Annotated in this window: 19 protein-coding genes; 9 read left to right on the top strand and 10 right to left on the bottom strand. The window is 67.3% G+C overall.

The annotated features are described in order from the left end of the window. Positions 1 to 104: 104 nt before the first annotated feature. Both BMW72_RS00455 and BMW72_RS00450 read right to left on the bottom strand, forming a co-directional pair. Positions 105 to 1,076, bottom strand: coding sequence for a sugar phosphate isomerase/epimerase family protein (locus BMW72_RS00455; protein WP_092106161.1), 972 nt, complete (start codon positions 1,074 to 1,076; stop codon positions 105 to 107). 38 nt (positions 1,077 to 1,114) lie between these two features. Next, positions 1,115 to 3,277, bottom strand: coding sequence for a PQQ-dependent sugar dehydrogenase (locus tag BMW72_RS00450; protein ID WP_198416345.1), 2,163 nt, complete (start codon positions 3,275 to 3,277; stop codon positions 1,115 to 1,117). A gap of 249 nt (positions 3,278 to 3,526) precedes the next feature. On the opposite strand from BMW72_RS00450, the gene BMW72_RS00445 reads away from it, so the two are divergent. Together BMW72_RS00445 and BMW72_RS00440 are read left to right on the top strand one after the other, a co-directional pair. Further along, on the top strand, positions 3,527 to 4,537 hold the full coding sequence (locus BMW72_RS00445; protein WP_092106159.1) for an IS1595 family transposase: 1,011 nt from the start codon (positions 3,527 to 3,529) through the stop codon (positions 4,535 to 4,537). Between the two features lie 87 nt (positions 4,538 to 4,624). Continuing rightward, positions 4,625 to 5,821 (top strand): ROK family transcriptional regulator, encoded by a 1,197-nt coding sequence (locus BMW72_RS00440; RefSeq protein WP_174721748.1) that lies wholly within the window; start codon positions 4,625 to 4,627, stop codon positions 5,819 to 5,821. A 72-nt stretch (positions 5,822 to 5,893) separates the two neighbouring features. Here the strand turns inward: BMW72_RS00440 and BMW72_RS00435 are convergent, their stop codons facing one another. From BMW72_RS00435 to BMW72_RS00425, 3 genes are all read right to left on the bottom strand, one after another. Beyond that, positions 5,894 to 6,124 (bottom strand): hypothetical protein, encoded by a 231-nt coding sequence (locus BMW72_RS00435; protein WP_092106157.1) that lies wholly within the window; start codon positions 6,122 to 6,124, stop codon positions 5,894 to 5,896. 301 nt (positions 6,125 to 6,425) lie between these two features. Further along, positions 6,426 to 7,631: a xylose isomerase gene (gene xylA, locus BMW72_RS00430; protein WP_092106155.1), complete on the bottom strand. Its 1,206-nt coding sequence runs from the start codon at positions 7,629 to 7,631 to the stop codon at positions 6,426 to 6,428. Positions 7,632 to 7,722: 91 nt separating this feature from the next. Continuing rightward, positions 7,723 to 8,568 (bottom strand): NAD-dependent epimerase/dehydratase family protein, encoded by an 846-nt coding sequence (locus BMW72_RS00425; protein WP_092106153.1) that lies wholly within the window; start codon positions 8,566 to 8,568, stop codon positions 7,723 to 7,725. Positions 8,569 to 8,675: 107 nt separating this feature from the next. On the opposite strand from BMW72_RS00425, the gene BMW72_RS00420 reads away from it, so the two are divergent. From BMW72_RS00420 to BMW72_RS00410, 3 genes are all read left to right on the top strand, one after another. Then, a complete protein-coding gene (locus tag BMW72_RS00420; protein WP_092106151.1) occupies positions 8,676 to 10,001 on the top strand; it encodes an ROK family transcriptional regulator in 1,326 nt (441 codons plus the stop codon). Beyond that, positions 9,998 to 11,275: a multidrug effflux MFS transporter gene (locus BMW72_RS00415; RefSeq protein ID WP_174843172.1), complete on the top strand. Its 1,278-nt coding sequence runs from the start codon at positions 9,998 to 10,000 to the stop codon at positions 11,273 to 11,275. The genes BMW72_RS00420 and BMW72_RS00415 overlap by 4 nt, the downstream gene beginning before the upstream one ends. A 245-nt stretch (positions 11,276 to 11,520) precedes the next feature. Beyond that, positions 11,521 to 12,225 (top strand): phosphatase PAP2 family protein, encoded by a 705-nt coding sequence (locus tag BMW72_RS00410; RefSeq protein ID WP_092106149.1) that lies wholly within the window; start codon positions 11,521 to 11,523, stop codon positions 12,223 to 12,225. 75 nt (positions 12,226 to 12,300) lie between these two features. Here BMW72_RS00410 and BMW72_RS00405 read toward each other — a convergent pair whose 3' ends face one another. Further along, entirely contained in the window at positions 12,301 to 12,978 is a 678-nt protein-coding gene (locus BMW72_RS00405; protein ID WP_134450399.1) for a hypothetical protein, read from the bottom strand. 36 nt (positions 12,979 to 13,014) lie between these two features. Between BMW72_RS00405 and BMW72_RS00400 the strand changes: the two genes are divergently transcribed. Genes BMW72_RS00400 through BMW72_RS00390 form a run of 3 tightly spaced genes read left to right on the top strand, consistent with a single transcriptional unit; the run spans position 13,015 to position 15,315 of the window. Continuing rightward, positions 13,015 to 14,400, top strand: a complete 1,386-nt coding sequence (locus tag BMW72_RS00400) for a TrkH family potassium uptake protein (RefSeq protein ID WP_092106145.1) — start codon at positions 13,015 to 13,017, stop codon at positions 14,398 to 14,400. After that, positions 14,393 to 15,091 (top strand): potassium channel family protein, encoded by a 699-nt coding sequence (locus tag BMW72_RS00395; RefSeq protein ID WP_092106143.1) that lies wholly within the window; start codon positions 14,393 to 14,395, stop codon positions 15,089 to 15,091. The genes BMW72_RS00400 and BMW72_RS00395 overlap by 8 nt, the downstream gene beginning before the upstream one ends. Next, positions 15,088 to 15,315 carry a putative acetyltransferase gene (locus BMW72_RS00390; RefSeq protein ID WP_092106141.1) on the top strand — a complete coding sequence of 76 codons (228 nt, stop codon included), beginning with the start codon at positions 15,088 to 15,090 and terminating at the stop codon, positions 15,313 to 15,315. Before BMW72_RS00395 ends, BMW72_RS00390 begins: the two co-directional genes overlap by 4 nt. Here BMW72_RS00390 and BMW72_RS00385 read toward each other — a convergent pair. From BMW72_RS00385 to pdhA, 4 genes are read right to left on the bottom strand one after another with little or no spacing between them, the layout of a single operon-like run. Further along, complete coding sequence (locus BMW72_RS00385) at positions 15,312 to 16,028, bottom strand: helix-turn-helix transcriptional regulator (RefSeq protein WP_092106139.1); 717 nt, start codon at positions 16,026 to 16,028, stop codon at positions 15,312 to 15,314. The genes BMW72_RS00390 and BMW72_RS00385 overlap by 4 nt on opposite strands. Before the next feature lie 55 nt (positions 16,029 to 16,083). Continuing rightward, complete coding sequence (locus BMW72_RS00380; RefSeq protein ID WP_166787757.1) at positions 16,084 to 17,439, bottom strand: dihydrolipoamide acetyltransferase family protein; 1,356 nt, start codon at positions 17,437 to 17,439, stop codon at positions 16,084 to 16,086. A 9-nt stretch (positions 17,440 to 17,448) separates the two neighbouring features. Next, entirely contained in the window at positions 17,449 to 18,471 is a 1,023-nt protein-coding gene (locus BMW72_RS00375) for an alpha-ketoacid dehydrogenase subunit beta (RefSeq protein ID WP_241983963.1), read from the bottom strand. After that, positions 18,468 to 19,544 (bottom strand): pyruvate dehydrogenase (acetyl-transferring) E1 component subunit alpha, encoded by a 1,077-nt coding sequence (pdhA, locus tag BMW72_RS00370; protein WP_092106137.1) that lies wholly within the window; start codon positions 19,542 to 19,544, stop codon positions 18,468 to 18,470. Before pdhA ends, BMW72_RS00375 begins: the two co-directional genes overlap by 4 nt. 142 nt (positions 19,545 to 19,686) lie before the next feature. On the opposite strand from pdhA, the gene BMW72_RS00365 reads away from it, so the two are divergent. Continuing rightward, on the top strand, positions 19,687 to 20,406 hold the full coding sequence (locus BMW72_RS00365) for a helix-turn-helix transcriptional regulator (RefSeq protein ID WP_092106135.1): 720 nt from the start codon (positions 19,687 to 19,689) through the stop codon (positions 20,404 to 20,406). Positions 20,407 to 20,580 lie beyond the last annotated feature (174 nt).

Raw genomic sequence — 20,580 nt, 5'->3', positions numbered from 1 at the left:
CACTCGTTCCAACGAGTGCCACGCAGGCGAACACGTGCCGCGAGGGTTCGGGTGGCACAGCAACGGCGCCCCTCACGGGGGCGCCGTTGTCGTGCCAGCGAGCGCTAGAAGCGCAGTTCGCGCAGGTAGTTGTAGCCCACCTCCGCGGTCTGCAACGCGGTCACGTCGGGCTGGTCGTTCTCGACTGCGTACAGCTTCACCGGGTGGGCGTCGAAGATGCGCGCGAAGTCGATCGTGCCGGTGCCGAGGTCGGCGAATCCGCCGGCCGCGTCGCGGTCCTTCACGTGGTACTCGAGCACTTTCTGCGGCGCATCCGTGATCACGTCGATCGCGAACTGCACCGGGTCGGCCGCGCCGACCCCCACACCGCCGGTCACAGCCCAGTACAGGTCCACCTCGAGGTGCACGAGCTTCGGGTCGAGCCGGGACGTGAAGACCTCCCACGGGGTGAGCCCGCCACCGAGGTCGGTCGTGAACTCGTGTGCGTGGTTGTGGTAGCCGTACTTGATCCCGGCTTTCTGCGCAACGGCTGCCTCGGCGTTCATCTGGTCAGCCCACCGGCGCCAGTCGTCGGCCACACTCGAAGCCAGATAGGGCACGTTCATGTACGTCTGGCCGAGGGTCACCGCGCCGGCGATCTTCGCCTGCAACGCAGCGGGCGAATTGCTGATGCCGTCGTGGCTCGAGCTCGGTGTGATGCCGAGCTCGTCGAGGTACGCCCGCATGGCCTCGGGGGTACGGCCGTAGAGCCCGGCCAGTTCCACCTTGGTATAGCCGTAGTCGGCGAGGGCCTCGAACGTGGCGTCGACGCCGTCGCCGCTCATGATCGAGCGCAGCGTGTACAGCTGGATGCTGATCAGTCCCGGCGGCACCTTGCGGCCCTTGCCGGGCTTGCCTCCCAAACCGTGGCCCGGGTGGCCGCCCGGCGCCGCCATGGCCGAGCTTGCGCCGGCCACGGCGAGGCCGGCACCGGCACCGGCCGCGAGTGCGCCGCGCAGAAAATTGCGGCGGTTGAGGTTCTTCTTGCCTTCGAGCGACTTGTTCAGTTCACTCGCTCCGTCAAATCCGAAACACATGGGAATACCTTTCCTGGGTAGTGAGTGCGAGGCAGAGATCAGTTGGAGCGCAGAACAACTTCGGCACTGCCGGTGAGCGGTCCCGAGGAGTCGCCGCCGGCATCCGTGTAGGAGGCGTTGAAGACGCCCGACAGATCGTCGGTCTCCGGGTTGTGGCCGGAAGGAACCGTGGTGGTGATGGTTCCGGTGCAGCCGCCGGAGGTGGTGATCGGGTGGCCGTGCGAGTCGTGACCCAGAATGTAGGTCACGGACACGAGCGAGCAGTCGACCGCCTGGTCGTCGGTCACGAGAATCTCGTAGGCCACCGTGTCGCCGAACTCGAAGTCCTGGCCGACGACCGGGGTGATGAAGGTCACGACCGGTGCCTGGTTGCCGACCTCGATCTCGACCTCGGCCGAGGTGAACCGACCGCGGTCCTTGCCGCCGGCATCCGTCACCTGCAGCGAGGCGGTGAACGCGCCGTCGGTCTCATAGGTGTGGGTGGGATTCTGTTCGCGCGAGTCGACGATTCCGTCGGACTCGAAGTCCCAGGCGTAGCTGAGCTTGTCGCCCTCCGGGTCGGTGGTTCCCTCGCTGGAGAACTCCACGGTGAGCGGTGACGCGCCCGCGGTGGGCGTGCCGGCGGCCATCGGGAGGGGCGAACGGTTGCCCTGGTCGCCCACGAAGTCGATGCGCGAGAGCTGCGCGTCGGGGTTCTGCGCGAAGTAGCCGTCGCCGTACTCGAGTACGTAGAGTGCGCCGTTCGGGCCGAACTCCATATCGATGGGGTTGTCGACGACGATCGAATCGACCACGGCCTCGATCTTGGCCAGCTCGCCGTCGGTGAGCGTCATGCCCTTGATATAGTCACGGGTCCACTCGTACATCATGGACACGCCGTCGTAATACTCGGGCCAGGCAACGGATGCCTTTCCCTTTGACGCCTTCTTGTCGAAGACATACGCGGGGCCGGCCATCGGGCCGATGCCCCCGGTTTCCAGCTGCGGGAACTCGGCGGACTCGCCGTAGCCGTACCAGACGTCGGGCTGCACCACGGGGGGCAGCTCGCGCAGGCCGGTGTTGCGGGGCGAGTCGTTCACGGGAGCGGCGCAGTCGAAGGGCGCTCCCGAGATGCCGGTGGCGAAGTCGAAGTCCACATAGGGCAGCTCCGCGGTGGCGCAGTACGGCCAGCCGTAGTTCGACGCCGCGGTGATGCTCGTCCACTTGCCGGTTCCGGCCGGTCCCCGCAGGGGGTCGGCGGTGCGGGCGTCGGGCGAGTAATCGGCCACGTAGAGCTCACCGGTTTTCTGGTTGAGCTCGATGCGGAACGGATTGCGCATGCCCATCACGTAGATTTCCGGCCGAGTGAGATCGGTTCCCGGGGCGAACAGATTGCCCTCCGGAATGGTATAGCCGCCATCGACGCCGGGAGTGATACGCAAAATCTTGCCGCGCAGGTCATTGGTGTTGCCCGAACTGCGCTGCGCGTCGAAGGCCGGGTTGCTCTCGAGCCGCTCGTCGATGGGCGTGAAACCGTCGGACGAGAACGGGTTCGAATCGTCGCCGGTGGAGAGGTAGAGGTTGCCGGCCGCATCGAAGACGATGTCTCCGCCGACGTGGCAGCAGATGCCGCGATCCACGTCGACCTCCATGATGTTCTGCTCGCTCGCGAGGTCGAACACGGCGCCGTCGAACTGGAATCGGGACAGCGTGATCGAACCCTCGAACGGGGCGAAGTCCGCCGCCGTTCCGGTGGTCGGCGCGTCGCCTTCGTTCACGCCTACGGTGGCGGGGTCGTCGAGCGGCGTGTTCTGCGGAGCGGAGTAATACAGGTAGATCCAGTTGTTGCCCGGTGTGCCGAACTTCGGGTCGAGGGCGATGCTCTGCAGGCCCTCCTCGTCGTGCTGGTACACGTCGATCGTCGCGGCGAGCGTGTTGAGCCCCGTCGTTGCGTCGTTGAGCCAGATGTCACCGGCCCGGGTGGTGTGCAACACGTCGTTGTTGGGCAGCACGGCCAGGTCGAGCGGCTCGCCCGGGGTGGCGTCGAGGGTGACTTTCTGAAAGCTCGAGTCGGTGGGGGCCGTCGGGCTGGGTTTGCCGGGCTTGCCCGGGGGTGCTGTGTCACCGGGGGCGGCTGCGGCCGGTGTCGCGGTGAGGGCGGCGACCATCAGGGTGGCCATCACTACCCCCACGGGCAGTCGAAGTCCGTGCTTCGTGCGCATATCTGCTTCTCCTCGTTGAGATCACGGCCCAACTCGCAGGTGAGCGGGCCGCTGTCGCCACGGTAAGTGCACACTTCGGTGTCTGAATAACCGGAAGGACCTCGACGTATTTGCCGTTCGGTGCCCCGACCGGGCACCGGTCCCGCCTCGGAATGCGCCGCCGGGGCATCCGCTTGAGGGCAGCGAAGTGGAAACCCCCTTATTTTTGGTCTCCCGGGGTTTCGTGTTCGATGCCCTAGTCTGGGGGGTATGCCAGTGCCGGCACGACCCGCCTACCCGAACTCGTATGCCGACCTGCGCCTGTGGTTCGACGAAGAGTGGAAGTGCCTGGATTACCTCGACTGGCTGCGCTGGCCAAATGGTTTTCGGTGCCCGGCGTGTGCGCACGCCCACGGCTGGCGGGCGCCGGATGCGCGTTGGCGCTGCGCCGGGTGCGGCAAACGGGTCTCCGCCCTCGCCGGCACCATCTTTCACGGCACCCGCACCTCGCTCTTCGTCTGGTTCAGCGCCGCCTGGCTGCTCGTGAACAGCAAAACCGGGCTGTCGGCCAGCCAACTGCACCGGGAGACCGAGCTTGGCTCGCTGCAGACTGCCTGGGCGATGCTGCACCGCTACCGCTCCGTCATGGTGCAACCGGGCCGGGACCGCCTGCGCGGCAATGTGGAGGTGGACGTGTCGTATCTCGGCGGCTCGGTTCCCGGGCGGGGTGCGCTGAGCCGGGTTCTGTTTGCGGTGGCGGTCGAAGTGGATGCCGACGGTCTCGGCCGCGCGCGCGTCGCGGTGATCCCCGCCGCCGGCACCGCGCAGCTGGCCGCGTTCCTGCTGGATTCGGTCGAGCCGGGCAGCCGGGTCGTGACCCACGACTGGTCGGCGTACCCCGCCGGCATCCGGGACCGGTACGCCCACGTGGCCCGACCGACCCTGACGCCCGGTGCCCCCACCCGCCAGGTGCTTCCGGCCGTGCGTCGCGTGGTGTTCCAGGCGAACCACTGGCTGATGGGACCGCGCCAGGGCGCGGTCAGCGCTGAGCACCTGCCCGCCTATGTTGACGAATGGGTGTTTCGGTTCAACCGGCGGCATTCGGTCAGTCGCGGTCAGCTGTTCTACGCGCTGCTGGGCTACGCCGTGGCCGGGCAGCCCGTCACCTACCAATCGCTATTGAAAACGGGGCGCACCCGGCCCGGCGCCGTGGCGGCTGGGGTGGTCCCGCCGGCCGAGGCGGCGACCCAGGCGGGGTCGCCGTTGCTGCCGTGGCGCTGACCGACGCGGGCGATGTGGGCGGCCGGTGCCGCGGCATCCGCTTGGAAAGTACCGGAGTTCGAATGATTCGTGTGGTTGAATTGCCTGATGGTCGACATAAGTCACGTCAACGCCCTTGGTTCGGCCGGAGCGAGTGACCTTTTTCAGGTGTTGCGCGACGGACAACCGCGTACCCGCACGGAACTCGCCGACCTGTCGGGCCTGGCCCGATCCACCGTTGCCCTGCGCGTCGACGCCCTTACCCGCCTCGGCCTGGTCGGCCCGGCCGGAAACGCCACGTCGACCGGGGGACGACCGTCGTCGCAATTCGCCCTGCAGTCCGGCAACAAGTTCGTGCTGGCGGTAGATATCGGTGCGAGCCACATTCGGATCGCGCTGAGTGACCTCGGCGGAAGCACCCTCGTGCAGGACTCCACCTCTCTCGAAATCTCGGAGGGCCCTGAGGTCGTGCTGAACTGGGTGATCGACGCCGGCGCGCGGTTGTTCAGCGACAGCAAACGATCCACGGCTGACCTGCTCGCGATCGGCGTGGGCCTGCCCGGCCCGGTCGAGCACCGAAGCGGGCGCCCGATCAACCCGCCGATCATGCCGGGCTGGGACCGCTTCGACGTGCCCGGCTGGCTTCAACAGCGCTTTCGGGTTCCCGTGCTTGTCGACAACGACGTGAACCTCATGGCGCTCGGCGAACGGGAATTCGCCTGGTCGGGCACCGACCACCTCATCTTCATGAAGGTTGCCACCGGCATCGGCGCCGGCGTCATCTCCGGCGGCTACCTGCAACGCGGGGCGCAGGGTATCGCCGGTGACCTCGGGCACGTTCAGATCGCCCGTGGTGCCGGCGTGCCCTGCCGCTGCGGCAACGATGGCTGCCTCGAAGCCGTCGCCTCCGGGGCGGCGCTGACCCGCCTGCTCGCCGCCGAGGGCCTGCCGGTGACCACGAGCCAGCACGTGGTCGACCTCGTGAAACAGGGCAACCTCGAGGCGATCCGGGCCGTGCGTCAGGCCGGGCGGGACATGGGGGAGGTGCTCACCATGTGCGTCAACCTGATCAATCCCTCGGTCATCGTGCTCGGCGGGTCGATGGCCCAGGCCGGGGAGCATCTGATCGCGGGGGTGCGGGAAATCGTCTATTCACGCTCCAACCCGCTCGCCACCCAGCATCTGCAGATCACCCAGTCCAGCGCCGGGCCCAATGCGGCCATTCTGGGCGCGAGCATGCTCGCCATCCACCACGCGCTGTCCCCGGACCGCATCGAGGCCATGGTGGCGTCGCTCGCCGGCTGACCCGTTCCATGGCCGCCGGCTGACCCGTTCTGTTCGCCGGCTGATCCGTTCTGTTCGCCGGAAGGCCCGGGATCAGGCGAGCGCGTGCGCCGCGTACCGGGCGCGGATGATCGGGCGAAAGTCGGGCGTCGGCTCGGCCGCGCTGGTCGCCGCCCAGGCCGGTCGGGTGCCGCTGAGGGCCCAGGCCGCCTGCACGGCGGCGCCGTCAGCGACATCTTCGCCGGGTGCCCGTACCACGACCGGGGCGGCGAACACCTGCGCCGCACTGGCGCGCACGGCCGGGTCGGCCTCCCGAATGACCACCGTGCAACTCCGTGTCGACGAATCGACCCCGGCAACCAGCGACGTGACTTTCTCCGTTCTGAGCTTCAGGGCGCATGACTCCTGCAATCTGCGCGGCCGCCCGCCGACTTCGGCGTAAACACGCGGGTGCCAAAGTCGCCGGCCGGAATTTGCAGGAGTCATGCGCGAGGTGGGGCTAATTCAGGAAATCGGGGGCGGGAGCTCTTGCTCGGCCCCGATGTTACGGGGCGCGCGGGGGCGAACGCGGGCGGATTTCCTGAATTAGCCCCCGAGGCATCCGGTGCGGGCCGACGGCAGGGAGCTACCGCGCGCCGAGCAGGTGCTCGAGGGCCAGCTGCTGCAGGTGTACGAAGCCGAAGCCCCGGCCGCCGAAGTATGCCTCGGTCTCGAAGTCTTCATACGCGCTGCGGTCGGCGAGCAGGTCGTCGTAGCTTTCCCCGGCGCCGAGGGTGGTGTTGGCCAGCTCCGGCACCCGCGACGCGGCGAGGGCTGCCTGCACCTCGGGGTCGGCGCGGAACGACGCGGCACGCTGCTTGAGCAGCAGATAGGTGCGCATGTTGGCGGCGGCCGAGGTCCAGACCCCGGCGACGTCTTCGGTGCGGCTGGGCTTGTAGTCGAAGTGACGCGGCCCGGTGTAGGTCTGGCCTCCGTCTGGGCCGCCGTTTTCGAGCAGGTCCACGAGCGCGAACGCGTTCTGCAGGTCGCCGTGGCCGAACACGAGGTCCTGGTCGTACTTGATGCCGCGCTGGCCGTTCAGGTCGATGTGGAACAGCTTGCCCTGGTACAGCGCCTGGGCGATGCCGGCGGCAAAGTTGAGTCCGGCCATCTGCTCGTGCCCGACCTCGGGGTTCACGCCGACCATGTCGGGGCGCTCGAGGGTCTCGATGAAGGCCATCGCATGGCCGACGGTCGGCAGCAGAATATCGCCGCGTGGTTCGTTGGGTTTGGGCTCAATGGCGAAACGGATGTCGTAACCCTTATCGGTGACATAGTCTCCGAGCAGGTTGACGGCCTCGCGATACCGTTCGAGCGCCGAACGGATGTCCTTGGCCGCGTCATACTCGGCGCCCTCCCGGCCGCCCCACATGACGAACGTCTTCGCGCCGAGCTCGGCGGCCAGGTCGATATTGCGCAGCACCTTGCGCAGTGCGAAGCGGCGCACGGCCCGGTCGTTGGAGGTGAAGCCGCCGTCCTTGAAGACCGGCGCGCTGAACAGGTTGGTGGTGACCATCGGAATGACGAGGCCGGTGTCGGCGAGCGCCTGCTTGAGGCGCTCGATCTGCGACTGGCGCGCGGCATCCGTTGAACCGAAATCGAACAGGTCGTCGTCATGAAAGGTGAGTCCGTAGGCGCCGAGCTCGGCCAGATTGGTCACCGCGTCGACGACGTCGAGTTTCGGCCGGGTGGGTCCACCGAACGGGTCGCTGCCGTCGTAGCCGACGGTCCACAGCCCGAAGGAGAATTTGTCGTCACGGGTGGGGGTCAGGCTCAGGTTGCTCAAGGTCATATCGGTACGTCCAATCAGCTGCAGTGATGATTTGTTGGTTTGTACAACATATCGCATTTTTGGGTGCGGCGACGATTTTTTTGAGCGGATGCTACGCGTGGTCGCGCCAGCTGTGCTCCGGAGAATAACCGAGCAGGCGGCGAGCCTTGTCGATGCCGAGCAGGGTCTCGTGTTCGGTCACCGGGCGGGTGAACCCGACCCGCGGAAAGACCTGGGCGGCCAGGTCGGAGCTTGATCGGTTTGACACCGTATCGGCCGCGGCAATGATGAAGGTCTCGAACCCCGCACCGGCGGTGGCCAGCGCGCGCGAAACGGCCTGGGCGCCGTCCCGCCCGTCAATGTAGCCCCACAGGTTCCATTTGCGGGTGCGGGGGTCCTCGTCGTAGCCGGCGAAGGCGGCGTAGTCCTCCGGGTCCATCACGTTGGAGAAGCGCAGGGCGGTCACGCTCAGCGTTGGGTCCCAGCGCACCAGCTGGATGGCCAATTGTTCCTCGAGGTGTTTGACCAGGGAATAGGTGCTTTCCGGCCGGGCCGCATACTCCTCGTCGACCGGCAGGTAGGGCGGGTCGAGGTTGAACGGCAGGCCGAGCACCGTCTCGCTCGAGGCGTACACGATGCGCGGAATGCCGGTGCGGCGAGCCGCCTGGAACACGTTGTAGCTCGTGAGCATATTGTTGTGGAACGTCGCCACATCAGAGCGGATGCCCGGGGCCGGTACGGCCGCCAGATGAACGAGAGCGTCGAAACCGGTCGCGGTGTCGTCAACACCGTGGAACGCATCGAGAACCTCGCCGTAGTTGGTGAGGTCGATGCTGAGAAAACCAGGCCCGCGAGTACCGGCCTGATCCAGGTTGAGTACTTCGTGGCCCTCCCCGGCAAGTCGTGCGACGACGCTGCGGCCGAGTTTTCCGCTTCCTCCGGTGACGATGATTCTCATGCGATACTCCTGGGGGCTCGACGGGTTTGTAGGCTGGGGCAACGTATCACGATGGTCTGCGGTCCGTTTGAACGGCCCGTGAGACCCGACACGAACAGAGGAATCCTGTGCAGGGCACCAACCACGACGATCTCCGTCGCCACAATCTGTCGATCATCCTGCGCCTGGTGCACCGCAACGGTGCTGCGTCGCGCGCCGAACTGACCCGGGTGACCGGCCTCAACCGGTCGACCGTTGGTGACCTCGTTTCTGAACTGGCATCCCGCGACCTGGTCGAGGAGCGTGCTCCCGATCCAACCCGGCTGGCCGGCCGGCCCAGTCCGATCGTCGCCGCGAGCGATCGCGTGGTGGCCATTGCGGTGAATCCGGAGGTTGACGCGATCACCGTGGGAGTCGTCGCCCTGAGCGGCGTCGTGCACCGGCGCATCCGCTGGGCCACGTCGTCGTCGCCGAGTGTTGCCGAGGCCGTGCGCATCACCGCGAACATCGTCGCCGAGCTGCGCGCGAGCCCCGCCGAATATTCCATAATCGGAATAGGAGTGGCGGTGCCCGGCCTCGTGCGGGCGAGCGACGGCCTCGTGCGCCATGCCCCGCACCTCGGCTGGGTCGACGAGCCTCTCGGCGACCTGCTGGCCCGGGCGACGGGCCTGCCGGTCGTGGCGGCCAACGATGCGAGCCTCGGCGTCACGGCCGAGCACTACTTCGGTGCCGGCCGGGGCCTGACCGACCTGATCTATCTCAACGGCGGGTCGAGCGGCATCGGCGGCGGACTCGTCGTCGGGGGAGTCGCCGCCACGGGACGGGCCGGCTACGCGGGGGAGTTCGGCCACACCCGGGTGAGCGCGGGGACCGACACCGATTCGGCCGGCCTCGCCGGCACCCTCGAAGCCGAAGTCACCCGCGGAGCCCTGCTCGCGGCGCTCGGCTTGTCGGCTTCAGAAACGGATGCTGACGCCCTCGAACGCGCGCTGCTCGCCTCCGACCGGCCCGCCGTGCGCGCCCTGGTCAACCGGCAGCTCGATTGTCTGGCCGTGGCCCTGGCCGGCGCGGTCAACGTGCTCAACCCGCAGCTGATCGTGCTCGGCGGCTTTCTCGCGGCGTTGCAGGCGGTCGACCCTGACCGGCTGAACGTCGCCGTCGCCGCGTTGACCCTGCCGGCGGCATTCGCTGACCTGACCATCAGGCCGACCGTGCTCGGCTCGAACCTGCTCATGATCGGGGCGGCTGAACTCGCTTTTGAGGCGTTGTTGCTGAACCCGAAGCGAGAGCGCGGGAATACTGCGGGTCTGCGTGCGCTTGGTCCTAGGGTGGCCGACACCGTTACCGACACCGTCACCCCCGCTCCTGCCGGGCCCGACCCGGCTCCCCGATTCAGCCCGCAGACCAGCCCGCAGACCAGCCCGCAGACCAGCCAAGGACATCCGCTTTCGTGATTACTGCCAGTATCCCCGTGGTTAGCGCCGCGCAACTCACCTCCACCGCCGCGCACCCCGGGGACAAACTGACTCGCCGCCAGCGCATCGTCTACATTCTCATTCTCGGCGCGCTCACCGCGCTCGGCCCGTTCACCATCGACCTGTACCTGCCGGCGTTCCCCACCCTGGAAAGCGAATTCGGTGTGCTGCCCTCGGTCATTCAGCTCACCCTGACCGGAACCATGATCGGTTTCGGCTTCGGGCAGCTGGTCGTGGGGCCGTGGAGCGACAAGGTCGGTCGCCGGCTGCCGCTCATGCTGGCGACCGGCGTGCACATTCTCGCCTGTGTCGGTGCTGCTCTCTCGAACGAGATCGTCATGCTCGCGGTGTTCCGGGTGCTGCAGGGGTTTGGAGCCGCGGCCGGCGCTGTCGTGGCGATGGCGATGGTGCGCGACCTGTTCGGTGGCAAGCCACTCGTGCGCATGCTCTCCCGCCTCGCGCTGGTCAGTGGACTCGCGCCGGTGCTGGCTCCGGTGATCGGGTCGCAGCTGCTGCTCGTCATGAACTGGCGCGGCATCTTCTGGGTGCTCGCCGCCTACGGCGTCATCGTGATTCTGGCGGTCGCCTTCTGGATTGTGGAGACCCTGCCCGAGAGCGAACGGCATGCCAAGGGGCACAACACCCTGGGCCAGCGCTACAAGGCGGTGCTGAGCGACCGCACCTTCGTCGGTGTGGCCATTATCGGCGCGATGACCTTCACCGGACTGTTCTCGTACCTATCGGCGTCACCGTTTCTGTTTCAGGATGTGTACGCGTTCAGCCCGCAGGAGTACGGTCTGCTGTTCGCCGTCAACTCCCTCGGCGTGGTCACCGGGGTGCAGCTGAGCTCGCGGCTGATGCACCGGTTCAATATTGGGCCGCAGTGGATCCTCTCGGTCTCCACGGTCGTACTGGCCATCACCGCCGGGGCGATCGTGCTGCTCGATGTGGCCGGAATGGGCCTGTGGGGCACCCTCGTGCCGCTCTGGTTCTTCATCGCGGCCTGCGGCTTCACGCTGCCCAGCGTGCAGGTCATCGCCCTCAACGCCCATGGTCATGAGGCCGGCACGGCGGCGTCGCTGCTCGGCGCGGCCAACTTCGGGGTGGCTGGTCTGATCTCGCCGATCGTGGGCGTACTCGGGGTGGGAACGTCGATACCGATGGCATCCGTTATGGGCGTCACCGCGGTGATCTCGATTCTCTCACTCTGGCTCATTGTGCGCCCGAGCCGCGTTCCGGCACTCGCCCGCTGAGTCGGCCCGCCGCGTCGTTCGCCGCCCGGGCCCATGTTGCGGCCCTGGGCCCAGTTTATAAACTGGGCCCTGGGACGGGGCCCGGGCCCCGTCCCAGGCTGTGGCCGGGCCCATGTTGTGCAACCGGGCCCATGTTCTATCGTGGTCCCGCTTTCCGGGCCCGGGCCCGGAAAATAAGAGGGGGAGCGGATGGTGGCACGGCCGGTTGCGGGCCCGATTGTGGCCGGCTCCTCTACTATGGCGGGATGAGTAAACCGGAACGCGCCGCAGACCCCGCTGCCCGCCGCATCTCCCGTCGCTGGCCCCTCATCAGCGGGTTTTCCGCCGTGGCACTCGCTGCCCTGCTCGGCCTCGTCGTGGTCGTGCGCGCCAACGGAATCGCCCTCGAGGTGGACACCGAGTGGATGGACGAGATCATCGAGCACCGCTCGCCGATCTGGGAGATTCCCTCGCTGTTCATGAACGCCCTGGGCGGTGGTCTGTTCGGTGTGCTCGTCGTACCGCTCGCCGTCACCCTCATCGTCGTGCTCATCAAACGGCCCTGGGCGGCCGGGTACTACGTCGTGGCAACAGTGCTGAGTGCGGGCGGTGTGCAGCTGCTCAAGCAGGTGTTCGGGCGCGCGCGCCCCGAGGATATGCTGGTCACCTCTGATTTCGGGTCGTTTCCCTCCGGTCATGTCGCGAACGCGGCGACCATGGCGGTCTGCCTCTTAATCATCTTTCCGCGGCTGTGGGTGGCACTCACCGGCGCCGCCTACACGATCGTGATGCTGCTCAGCCGCACCTATTTGGGCGCGCACTGGCTCACCGACACCATCGGCGGGTTGCTGCTCGGCGCCGGGGTTGCCATCGTGTTGTGGGCTCCGGTCGCCGCCAAGCTCGACGGTGAACGTGAACTTGCCGCTCGGCGCCGGCTCGAGCGACTACGTCACAAAGAGACCACAGCCTGACGGATGCGCCGAGCGCCGCCCGCAGACGTGTCGAGAATCAGCGCCGGGCGACCGCGTGACGAGGTCGGGCCGCGGTCACGAGACGCCCTGGCGGGCTGCCCGTCGCGCGCGCCGGCGCACCAGCTGGGGTCGGAGGCGGCCGAGATCGGCCATGGTGAGCGGGTCTGGGGGGCGCAGGACCGCGACCCCGAGCGTGTCGACGAGCTCTTCCAGGCCTGATCGAGGCCAGACCTGGCCGCGCAGGCGCAACAGCACCTCGCCGGCGGAGTCGAGCAGATACAGGTGGGTAAGCGTGTCGAGCGTTCCGCTCTGGTACAGGTTGACGAGTACGACACTGGCGATCGCGCTGGTATCGAACGCGGTCACCCGACCCAGCAGGTTGCGGCTCTCCACCCGCGCGGCGGTGACGGTGACGGTCATCCTGCGCACCCCGCACACGGCCACGACGGCCAGAATGGTCAGCCCGAGCTGAACGGTGGCCACGAACATCCAGGTGTTTCGGGGGATGGTGAGCCAGTACAGCACGAGCAGCAGGGGGAGCAGCAAGGACAACGCGGCAATCAGCGCCCGGGCTACCAGCTGCTTTCTGGGTCGCAGAACGTGCAGATCTGCCGGTTCAAGCCCCTCGCGCACCATGTATTTCGTATTCCCCCAGGGTTTGAGTATCGCGCACTTGGGGCGGTATTTCTGTACTCCGCCGCGGGGGTAGACGAATCCGTCTAGATCGAGTAGTAGCCGACGCCCGGAAATCACGAGAACCGATGGTCGGCCCGGCGTAGAGTTAGCTCCGTGCATTCCCGGGCCGTCCGCGTACGCGGCAACACAGCAAAGCGGTACCGCCTCCATCCGGCGCAGGTCGTCGTCACCGGCTTTGCCCTCACCATTCTGGTCGGCACCGCGCTGCTCATGCTGCCGACCGCCCGGGTAGGACCCGGCGGAGCCTCGTTCCTGGAGGCGCTGTTCACCGCGACCAGCGCCGTGTGCGTCACCGGGCTGACGGTCGTCGACACGGCGGTTTTTTGGACGTCGTTCGGTCAGGTGGTGATCCTGCTGCTCATTCAGATCGGCGGCTTCGGCATCATGTCCTTCGCCTCCGTCGTGGGCCTCGCGATCGCCCGCAAGCTGTCCCTTCGCTCCCGCATCACGGCCGCAGCCGAAACCAAAAGCGTCGGACTCGAAGACGTGAAGGGGCTCGTGTTCGGTGTCGTGCGCATCTCGCTCGCCATCGAGGCCACAGTGGCGGTGCTGCTCGCACTGCGCTTCATGCTCGGCTACGGCGAACCGGTCGGCCGCGCCATCTGGCTGGGAATCTTCCATTCCGTATCCAGTTTCAACAACGCGGGCTTCGCCCTGTTCAGCGACAACCTCATGGGCTACGCGACGGATGCCTGGATCTGCCTGCCCATCTGCGCCGCGATCATTTTGGGTGGGCTGGGCTTCCCCGTGATCGTGCAGCTACGGCGGCACCTGCGCGCGCGCCCGTTCAGCTGGTCGATTCGCACCTGGACCATGAACACCCGCATCGTCATCACCGGCACCCTCGTGCTGCTCATTCTTGGAACGGCATATATCACCGCCGTGGAATGGTCGAATCCGAATACGCTCGGCGCCCTGGACTGGCCCGGCAAGCTGCTGGTCGGATTCTTCCAGTCCGTGCAGACGCGCACCGCCGGTTTCAACAGCGTCGATATCGCCGACCTCGACTCGGCCACCCTGCTCGGTATGGACGTTCTGATGCTGATCGGTGGTGGCCCGGCCGGTACCGCCGGCGGGATCAAGATCACGACCTTCGCCGTGCTGTTCTTCATTCTCTACACCGAGGTGCGCGGCCAGGTCGCTGTCAACGTCTTCGGCAAGCGGCTCTCCCGGGCGGTGCACCGGGAAGCCATCACGATCGCCCTGCTCGCCGTCGGGGTGATCATCGCCGCGACGGCGGCCCTCATGCTCATGACGGACATCTCGCTCGATGCCCTGCTGTTCGAAGCGATCAGTGCCTTCGCCACTGTGGGGCTATCGACCGGAATCACAGCGGGATTACCGTGGGAAGGGCAGGTCATCCTGATCCTGCTCATGTTCATCGGCCGGCTCGGACCCATCACGTTCGCCTCGGCCATTGCCCTGCGCGAACGGCACACCACCTACGAACTCCCCAAGGAAAGGCCGATCATTGGCTAAATATTCGCTGTTCGGGCATCGCGACCCCGCCCGCCTCGCCGAAGCGGAATCGGTTGTCGTGATTGGCCTGGGACGGTTCGGCAGTGCTCTCGCCCTCGAGCTCATGAAGAGCGGTACCGAGGTGCTCGGTATCGATGGCGACGAGGAGGTCGTACAGCTGCACAACCGGCTGCTCACCCACGTGGTGCGCGCCGACTCCACCAAAGAGGCGACCCTGCGGGAACTCTCGGTGCCTGACTTCTCCAGCGTGGTCGTGGCCATCGGCGGTGATATTCAGGCGAATATCCTCACCGCGTCGCTGCTGCTCAAGCTCGGCATTCCCAATATCTGGGCCAAGGCGGTCAGCGATCCGCACGGTGAAATTCTCACCCAGCTGGGAGTGCACCACGTCATCTCGCCGGAGAAGGACATGGGGCAGCGGGTTGCCCACCTGGTGCGCGGTGCCATGCAGGACTACATCGAGATCGGCGAGAACTTCGCCCTGGTCAAGACGGCTCCGCCGCGCTCCCTGATCGGTATGCCGCTCGGCGAGGCCAAGGTGCGTGCCCGCTACGGTGTCACCGTGACCGCGTTCCACCGGCCGGGCCGAGGCTGGAGCTACACCTCACTCGACACCGTGATCGAGGACGGCGACATCATTCTCATCGCCGGGGAGTCCGCGCGGGTCGAAGAGTACAGCCTGATGCGGTGAGCGATCCCTTCACTTTTCTAGCGGATGCCCCGCTCGGCACCCGCGTCGTCGTGCGCACCCGCATCCCGGGTGGCTACACCGACGCGCTCGGGTTTCTGCGGGAGCGGAGCGCGGCATCCGTTTCGGTGGAGACCAAACGCGGCCTGGTCACGCTCGCGATGCAGGACGTGGTGGCTGCCAAGCTCGTGCCGCCCGCGCCGCCGCCGCGGCTACGACGGGGTTAAGCTTCCGGGGCGTTGTTGGTGCTGACCTCGTCGTCGAGGGCCGCGGGGCTGGGCTGCGCGGTCCAGTCGCTGCCGAGGTTGACGACGCAGAGGTGCGGGCCCACGAAGGGGCGCAGCGTAACCGCCGTGTCGTCCTGGCCGAGCGTGCGGGCCGCCCGTTGAATGAGCCCGAGGTGCACGGAGCAGACCACGGTGGGGTTCTCACGGGCCGCCTCGCGAAACGGGCAGGTCGTGAGTGCGATCGATTGCTGTTCCTCATTGAGTTGCGGAGCGAATTCGAGCCGCTCGAGCAGGTCGACCAGCGGTGCGGCGCCCGTGCCGCTTGAGGTGGCAAGGCCGCCGGCGAAGGCCTCCGACCATTTCTCGCCCGCCCGAATGGCCCGGGCCCGGCCGCCGTCGTCATCCTCGGCGAGCACGCTGGCGAGGGCATGGCTGAGCTGGTTTTGCGGGTTGCCCTGGGCGGCGACCACGGCGGTGAAGCGGATGCGCGGCCGCCCGCGCTGGCCGGACCGGTCGGGCTCGCGTTCAATCAGCCGGGCGGCCAGCAGCTGGTCGAGGTGGAACCGGGCGGTGGTGACGTGCAGGTTCATTTGGGCGGCGACATCCGCTGCGCTCTGCGGCACGCCGGAGGCAACCAGAAAGTCGAGCACGCTGCGCCGGATCGGCGACGCGAGCGCGGCATGCCAGGCGGGAGTGCGTTCTTCGGAGTCCACGCTTCAACAGTAGCCCTGATTTGCGAGTAGTAGTGTGCTCTTAATCAGGCTGGACTCACAGAACGATGCGCAGCGGCTCCTCGAGCAGGGCGACGAGGTCGCGCAGGAACGCGGCCGCGACGGCCCCGTCGAGCACCCGATGATCGACGGTGAGGGTGATCTTGACCGTGGGAACGGTCACCAGAATGCCGTCCCGCACGGCGGGCACGTCGGTTGCCGCGCCGATCGCCAGGATTCCGGCTTCCGGCGGGTTCAACACGGCCGTGAAGGAGTCGATGCCGAACATGCCGAGGTTGCTGATGGTGAAGGTTCCGCCGGTCATCTGCCCCAGGGACAGGCCGCCGCTGCGGGCCAGGCCGGCCAGTGCGCGGGTCTCCACGGCGATGGCGCCGAGCGGCTTCTGGTCGGCATCGGCGACGACGGGAACGAGCAGCCCGTCGTCGGTCGCGACGGCCACGCCCACGTTGACGTGCTGGTGGCGCCGGATGACACCGTCGCCCCAGGACGCGTTGACTTCGGGGTGCGCGCGCAGTGCGACCGCGCTGGCCCGCACGAACAGGTCGTTCAGGCTCACCTTGGTGCCGAGCGCGGCGAGCGACTCGTTGACGTCGGCGCGGAAGGCGACGAGGCGTTCCACGTTGACGACGCTGGTGAGGAAGAAGTGCGGCACGGCCTGGCTCTCGGTGAGTCGGCGGGCCGTGACGGCACGAATGCGGCTGACCGGCACGTCGACGGACTCGTTCGCACCGGATGCCGCGGCGGATGTGGCGACGACGGGTGCCGGAGCGGCGGCCTTCGCCGGAGCCGTCTGCTGCTTCGCGATGGCCGAATCCACGTCGGTGCGCGTGATCCGGCCCTGCGGGCCGGTGCCGGTCAGGGTGTGCAGGTCGATGCCGTGCTCGCGGCCGATCTTGCGGGCCAGCGGCGAGGTACGCAGCTCGCCCGTGGGTGCGGGCGAGGTACGCAGCTCGCCGGTGGGTGCGGGCGAGGTACGCAGCTCGCCGGTGGGTGCGGGCGAGGTACGCAGCTCGCCGGTGGGGGTTGGCGTGGCGGGGGCTGCGGCAGCCGCGGCTGCAGCCACGACGGGAGCGGGGGCATCCGCTGGGGGAGCCACGACGACAGCCGGCGCTGCGACAGCCGGCGCTGCGGGCGCCGCGTCACCCGTGACGATATTGCTGCCGTCGCCGATGCGGGCCACCGGCTCACCGATGGGCACGAGGGCGCCGGCGGCCACGAGGTGTTGCTCGAGGATGCCGTTGTCGAAGGCTTCGAGATCCATCGTGGCCTTGTCGGTCTCGATCTCGGCGAGCACATCGCCCTTGTGGATCTCGTCGCCGACCTGCTTCATCCAACGGCTGAGTTCGCCCTCCTCCATGGTGTCGGAGAGGCGGGGCATGATGACGTCGGGCATGGCCGGCTCCTACTTGTCGTTCGGGGTGGAGGAAATATTGAGCACGTCGCGCACAACGCGGGCGAGGTCGGCGGCGCTGGGCAGCGCGGTTCGCTCGAGCGATTTGGCGTAGGGCAGCGGCACCTCGGCGGCGGCGACGCGGCGCACCGGGGCGTCGAGAAAGTCGAAGACGCCCTCGCCGATGGTCGCCGAGATCTCGGCGCCGATGCCGTAGCTGAGCCAGTCGTCTTCGAAGACGACGGCGTGGCCGGTCTTGCGAACCGAGCCGCAGATGGTGTCGCGGTCGAGCGGACGGAGGCTGCGCAGGTCGACGACCTCGATTGAGAGGCCCTCGGCTTCGAGCTGGTGGGCCACCTCGAGGGCGGTCGTTGTACCGCGTGAATAGCTCACAATGGTGAGGTCGGTGCCGGTCTTGACGACGGCGGCCTTGCCGATCTCGGCGACCTGCTCGCCATCGGGCACTTCGCCCTTGGTGCTGTAGAGCGAGAGGTTCTCCAGAAAGATCACCGGGTCGTCATCACGAATGGCCGCGGTGAGCAGCGCCTTGGCGTCGGCCGGGGTCGACGGGGCCACGACCTTGAGCCCGGGAATGTGCGCGTACCAGACCTCGAGGTTTTGCGAGTGGGTGGCGGCGAGCTGCTGGCCGCCGCCGCCGGGCATACGAATGACCAGCGGAATGGAGACCTGCCCGGCGAACATCGATCGCATCTTGGCGGCGTGGTTCACGATCTGATCGATCGCGATGAGGCTGAAGTTGATGGTCATGATCTCGACCACGGGCCGCATGCCGAGCATGGCGGCGCCGAGGGCGGCGCCCACGAAACCTTCTTCGGCGATCGGCGCGTCGAGCACCCGCTCGGGTCCGAAGTCTTCGAGCAGGCCGGCGGTGATCTTGTAGGACCCCTCAAACACGCCGATCTCTTCGCCGATGAGAAAGACCTTGTCGTCGTGTTCGAGCTCGGCGCGCAGGGTTTCGTTGAGCGCCTGGCGGTAGGTGATCGTGCGGGTGGCGGGTGCTACTTTGTCAGTCACAGTGCGTCCATAACGGGTTCTCCGGGCAGAGCGGATGGCGCGTTCGCCACCGCGGTCGCGTACACGTACGCGAACAGGTCCTTGGGGTCGGGCTCCGGGCTTTCCTCGGCGAAGGTGACCGCCTCGGTGACCCGCGCATCGGCGGCCTCGTCGATGGCGGCGGCATCCGCTTCGCTGAGCACGCCGGCGGTGATCAGCTCGGTGCGAAAGCTCGGCACCGGGTCGGACTGCTGGGCGATCGTGGTGTCTTCGCTCGAGCGGTACCGGGCCGGGTCGACCACGGAGTGGCCGCGCAGCCGGTAGCACATGACCTCGAGCAGCACCGGTTGGCGCGTCTCGCGGGCTTGCTTCAGGGCGTCGCGGGCGGCATCGCGCACGGCGAGCACATCGTCGCCGTCGACCCGCACGCCGGGCATGCGGTACGAGGCGGCCCGCTTGTACAATTCCGGTTCAGCGGATGCCTTCTCCACCGTTGTTCCCATGCCGAGCCCATTGTTGACGATCACGTAGACGATCGGCAGCTTCCACAGCCCGGCGAGGTTGAGCGATTCGTGGAACGCACCGATATTGGTGGTGCCGTCGCCGAGCAGGCACATCACGGCGGCAGCGTCGGGGCCGGCCGACTCCTGGTACTTCAGGGCGAGTGCGGCGCCGGTGGCCGGGGGAATCTGCCCGCCGACGATGCCGTAGCCGCCGAACAGGCGCGTTTCCTGGTCGAAGAGGTGCATGGAGCCGCCGCGTCCGCCGGAGACGCCGGTGACCTTGCCGAACAGTTCAGCCATCACCCGCTCGGGCGACAGGCCGCGCAGCAAGGCGTAGCCGTGGTCACGGTAGCCGGTGAACAGGTAGTCCCGGGCCTCGATGGCCGCCATCAGGCCGACCACGGTGGCTTCTTCGCCGAGGTTCAAATGGCAGTAGCCGCCGATCTTGGCCCGGGCGTACATCTCGCTGGAGCGCAGCTCGAACGCGCGCACGAGCGACATCTGTTCGTAGAAGCCACGCAGGCTGTCGGCGGGTTCACCACCGGCAGTCTTGACTTCTGCTGTCGATCGCGTGCGCGCTTTGGCCGCCATTCGGTCCCACTTTCCTGCTGATTACGTTCTTCAACCCTAAGGCTTTGTTTCTAAAGTTTTCCTGTAAAACCGGTGCTGGGTAAATGGGTACAAAATATCTCGAACTCGGGTGCCACCTATTTTGGGGAGACATAATGGGACCATGGCCGCCCAACCCCCGAGTTACAAGACGCTCGCCAGTCTGAGCCGCATGAATTTGCTCTACCAGCTGCAGAGCCGCGGAACGATGACCGTGAACGACCTCGCCGAAGCGGCCGGCCTGCACCACAACACCGCCCGCGAACACCTCGACCGTCTGATCAGCGAGGGTTTCGTCACCTGTGCGCCCCAGCCGCGTGACAGCAAGGGCCGGCCCAAGATGCTCTACAGCGCTGCGGGCGGGGTCAGCACCGAGCTGGGCTCGATTCGCAGCCGCAAGATCGAGGCCGCGCAGGAGCGTGCCGATCAGCTGCGACGCATGCTGCCCGCCGGCCAGGCCGCCGTGGCCGGTTGCGCCGGTCCGGCCGCGCAACGCCAGCTCGACGCGCTCGACGACCACCTCGACCAGGCCGGCTTTGACGCGAGTATCGCCGCGAACCGCGAACAGCTCCACCTGCGCGACTGCCCGTACTCGGAAATGGTCAAAGACCACCCCGAGGTCTGCGGAGTGCACTACCGCCTGATTCAGGGTGTGCTGGAGCAGGCTGACGGCCCACTACGTGCGGTGGGCCTGAACCTCGTCGATGCGCCCCACCTCTGCGTGATCGATGTCGTCGCCATTCCGGTGGCCCGCGACGACGAGCCCGCCCCAAGCACTCCTGCTGCACCGCGAGCGGTGGCTAATTCAGGAAATCTACCCGGCGCCTCGCGCCCTGGGCACTGAATCAGGGGCGCACCGCACGCCGAAGCCCGGTTTTCCTGATTTAGCCACCAAAACCGGGTCCACCACCCCCGACCACCGCTTTCCCCGCCCTTTCGTGTTTGTTATGCGCCGGGTCAAAACATTATTCACGGTGGTTTGCCGTTGTTGCGAATTTAAGGTGCGGCGAAGCTTGTT

Origin of the sequence: Cryobacterium luteum, from assembly GCF_900110125.1 — a bacterium.
GTDB classification, from domain to species: domain Bacteria; phylum Actinomycetota; class Actinomycetes; order Actinomycetales; family Microbacteriaceae; genus Cryobacterium; species Cryobacterium luteum.
The sequence above is the reverse complement of the archived record's forward strand: the minus strand, read 5'-3'. Positions and strand labels throughout refer to the sequence as shown.

Bases quoted from the DNA above. Each gene is read 5' to 3' on its own strand.
- BMW72_RS00455 (WP_092106161.1), bottom strand. From the start codon at position 1,076: ATGTGTTTCGGATTTGACGGAGCGAGTGAACTGAACAAGTCGCTCGAA.
- BMW72_RS00450 (WP_198416345.1), bottom strand. From the start codon at position 3,277: ATGCGCACGAAGCACGGACTTCGACTGCCCGTGGGGGTAGTGATGGCC.
- BMW72_RS00445 (WP_092106159.1), top strand. From the start codon at position 3,527: ATGCCAGTGCCGGCACGACCCGCCTACCCGAACTCGTATGCCGACCTG.
- BMW72_RS00440 (WP_174721748.1), top strand. From the start codon at position 4,625: ATGGTCGACATAAGTCACGTCAACGCCCTTGGTTCGGCCGGAGCGAGT.
- xylA (WP_092106155.1), bottom strand. From the start codon at position 7,631: ATGACCTTGAGCAACCTGAGCCTGACCCCCACCCGTGACGACAAATTC.
- BMW72_RS00425 (WP_092106153.1), bottom strand. From the start codon at position 8,568: ATGAGAATCATCGTCACCGGAGGAAGCGGAAAACTCGGCCGCAGCGTC.
- BMW72_RS00410 (WP_092106149.1), top strand. From the start codon at position 11,521: ATGAGTAAACCGGAACGCGCCGCAGACCCCGCTGCCCGCCGCATCTCC.
- BMW72_RS00380 (WP_166787757.1), bottom strand. From the start codon at position 17,439: ATGCCCGACGTCATCATGCCCCGCCTCTCCGACACCATGGAGGAGGGC.
- pdhA (WP_092106137.1), bottom strand. From the start codon at position 19,544: ATGGCGGCCAAAGCGCGCACGCGATCGACAGCAGAAGTCAAGACTGCC.
- BMW72_RS00365 (WP_092106135.1), top strand. From the start codon at position 19,687: ATGGCCGCCCAACCCCCGAGTTACAAGACGCTCGCCAGTCTGAGCCGC.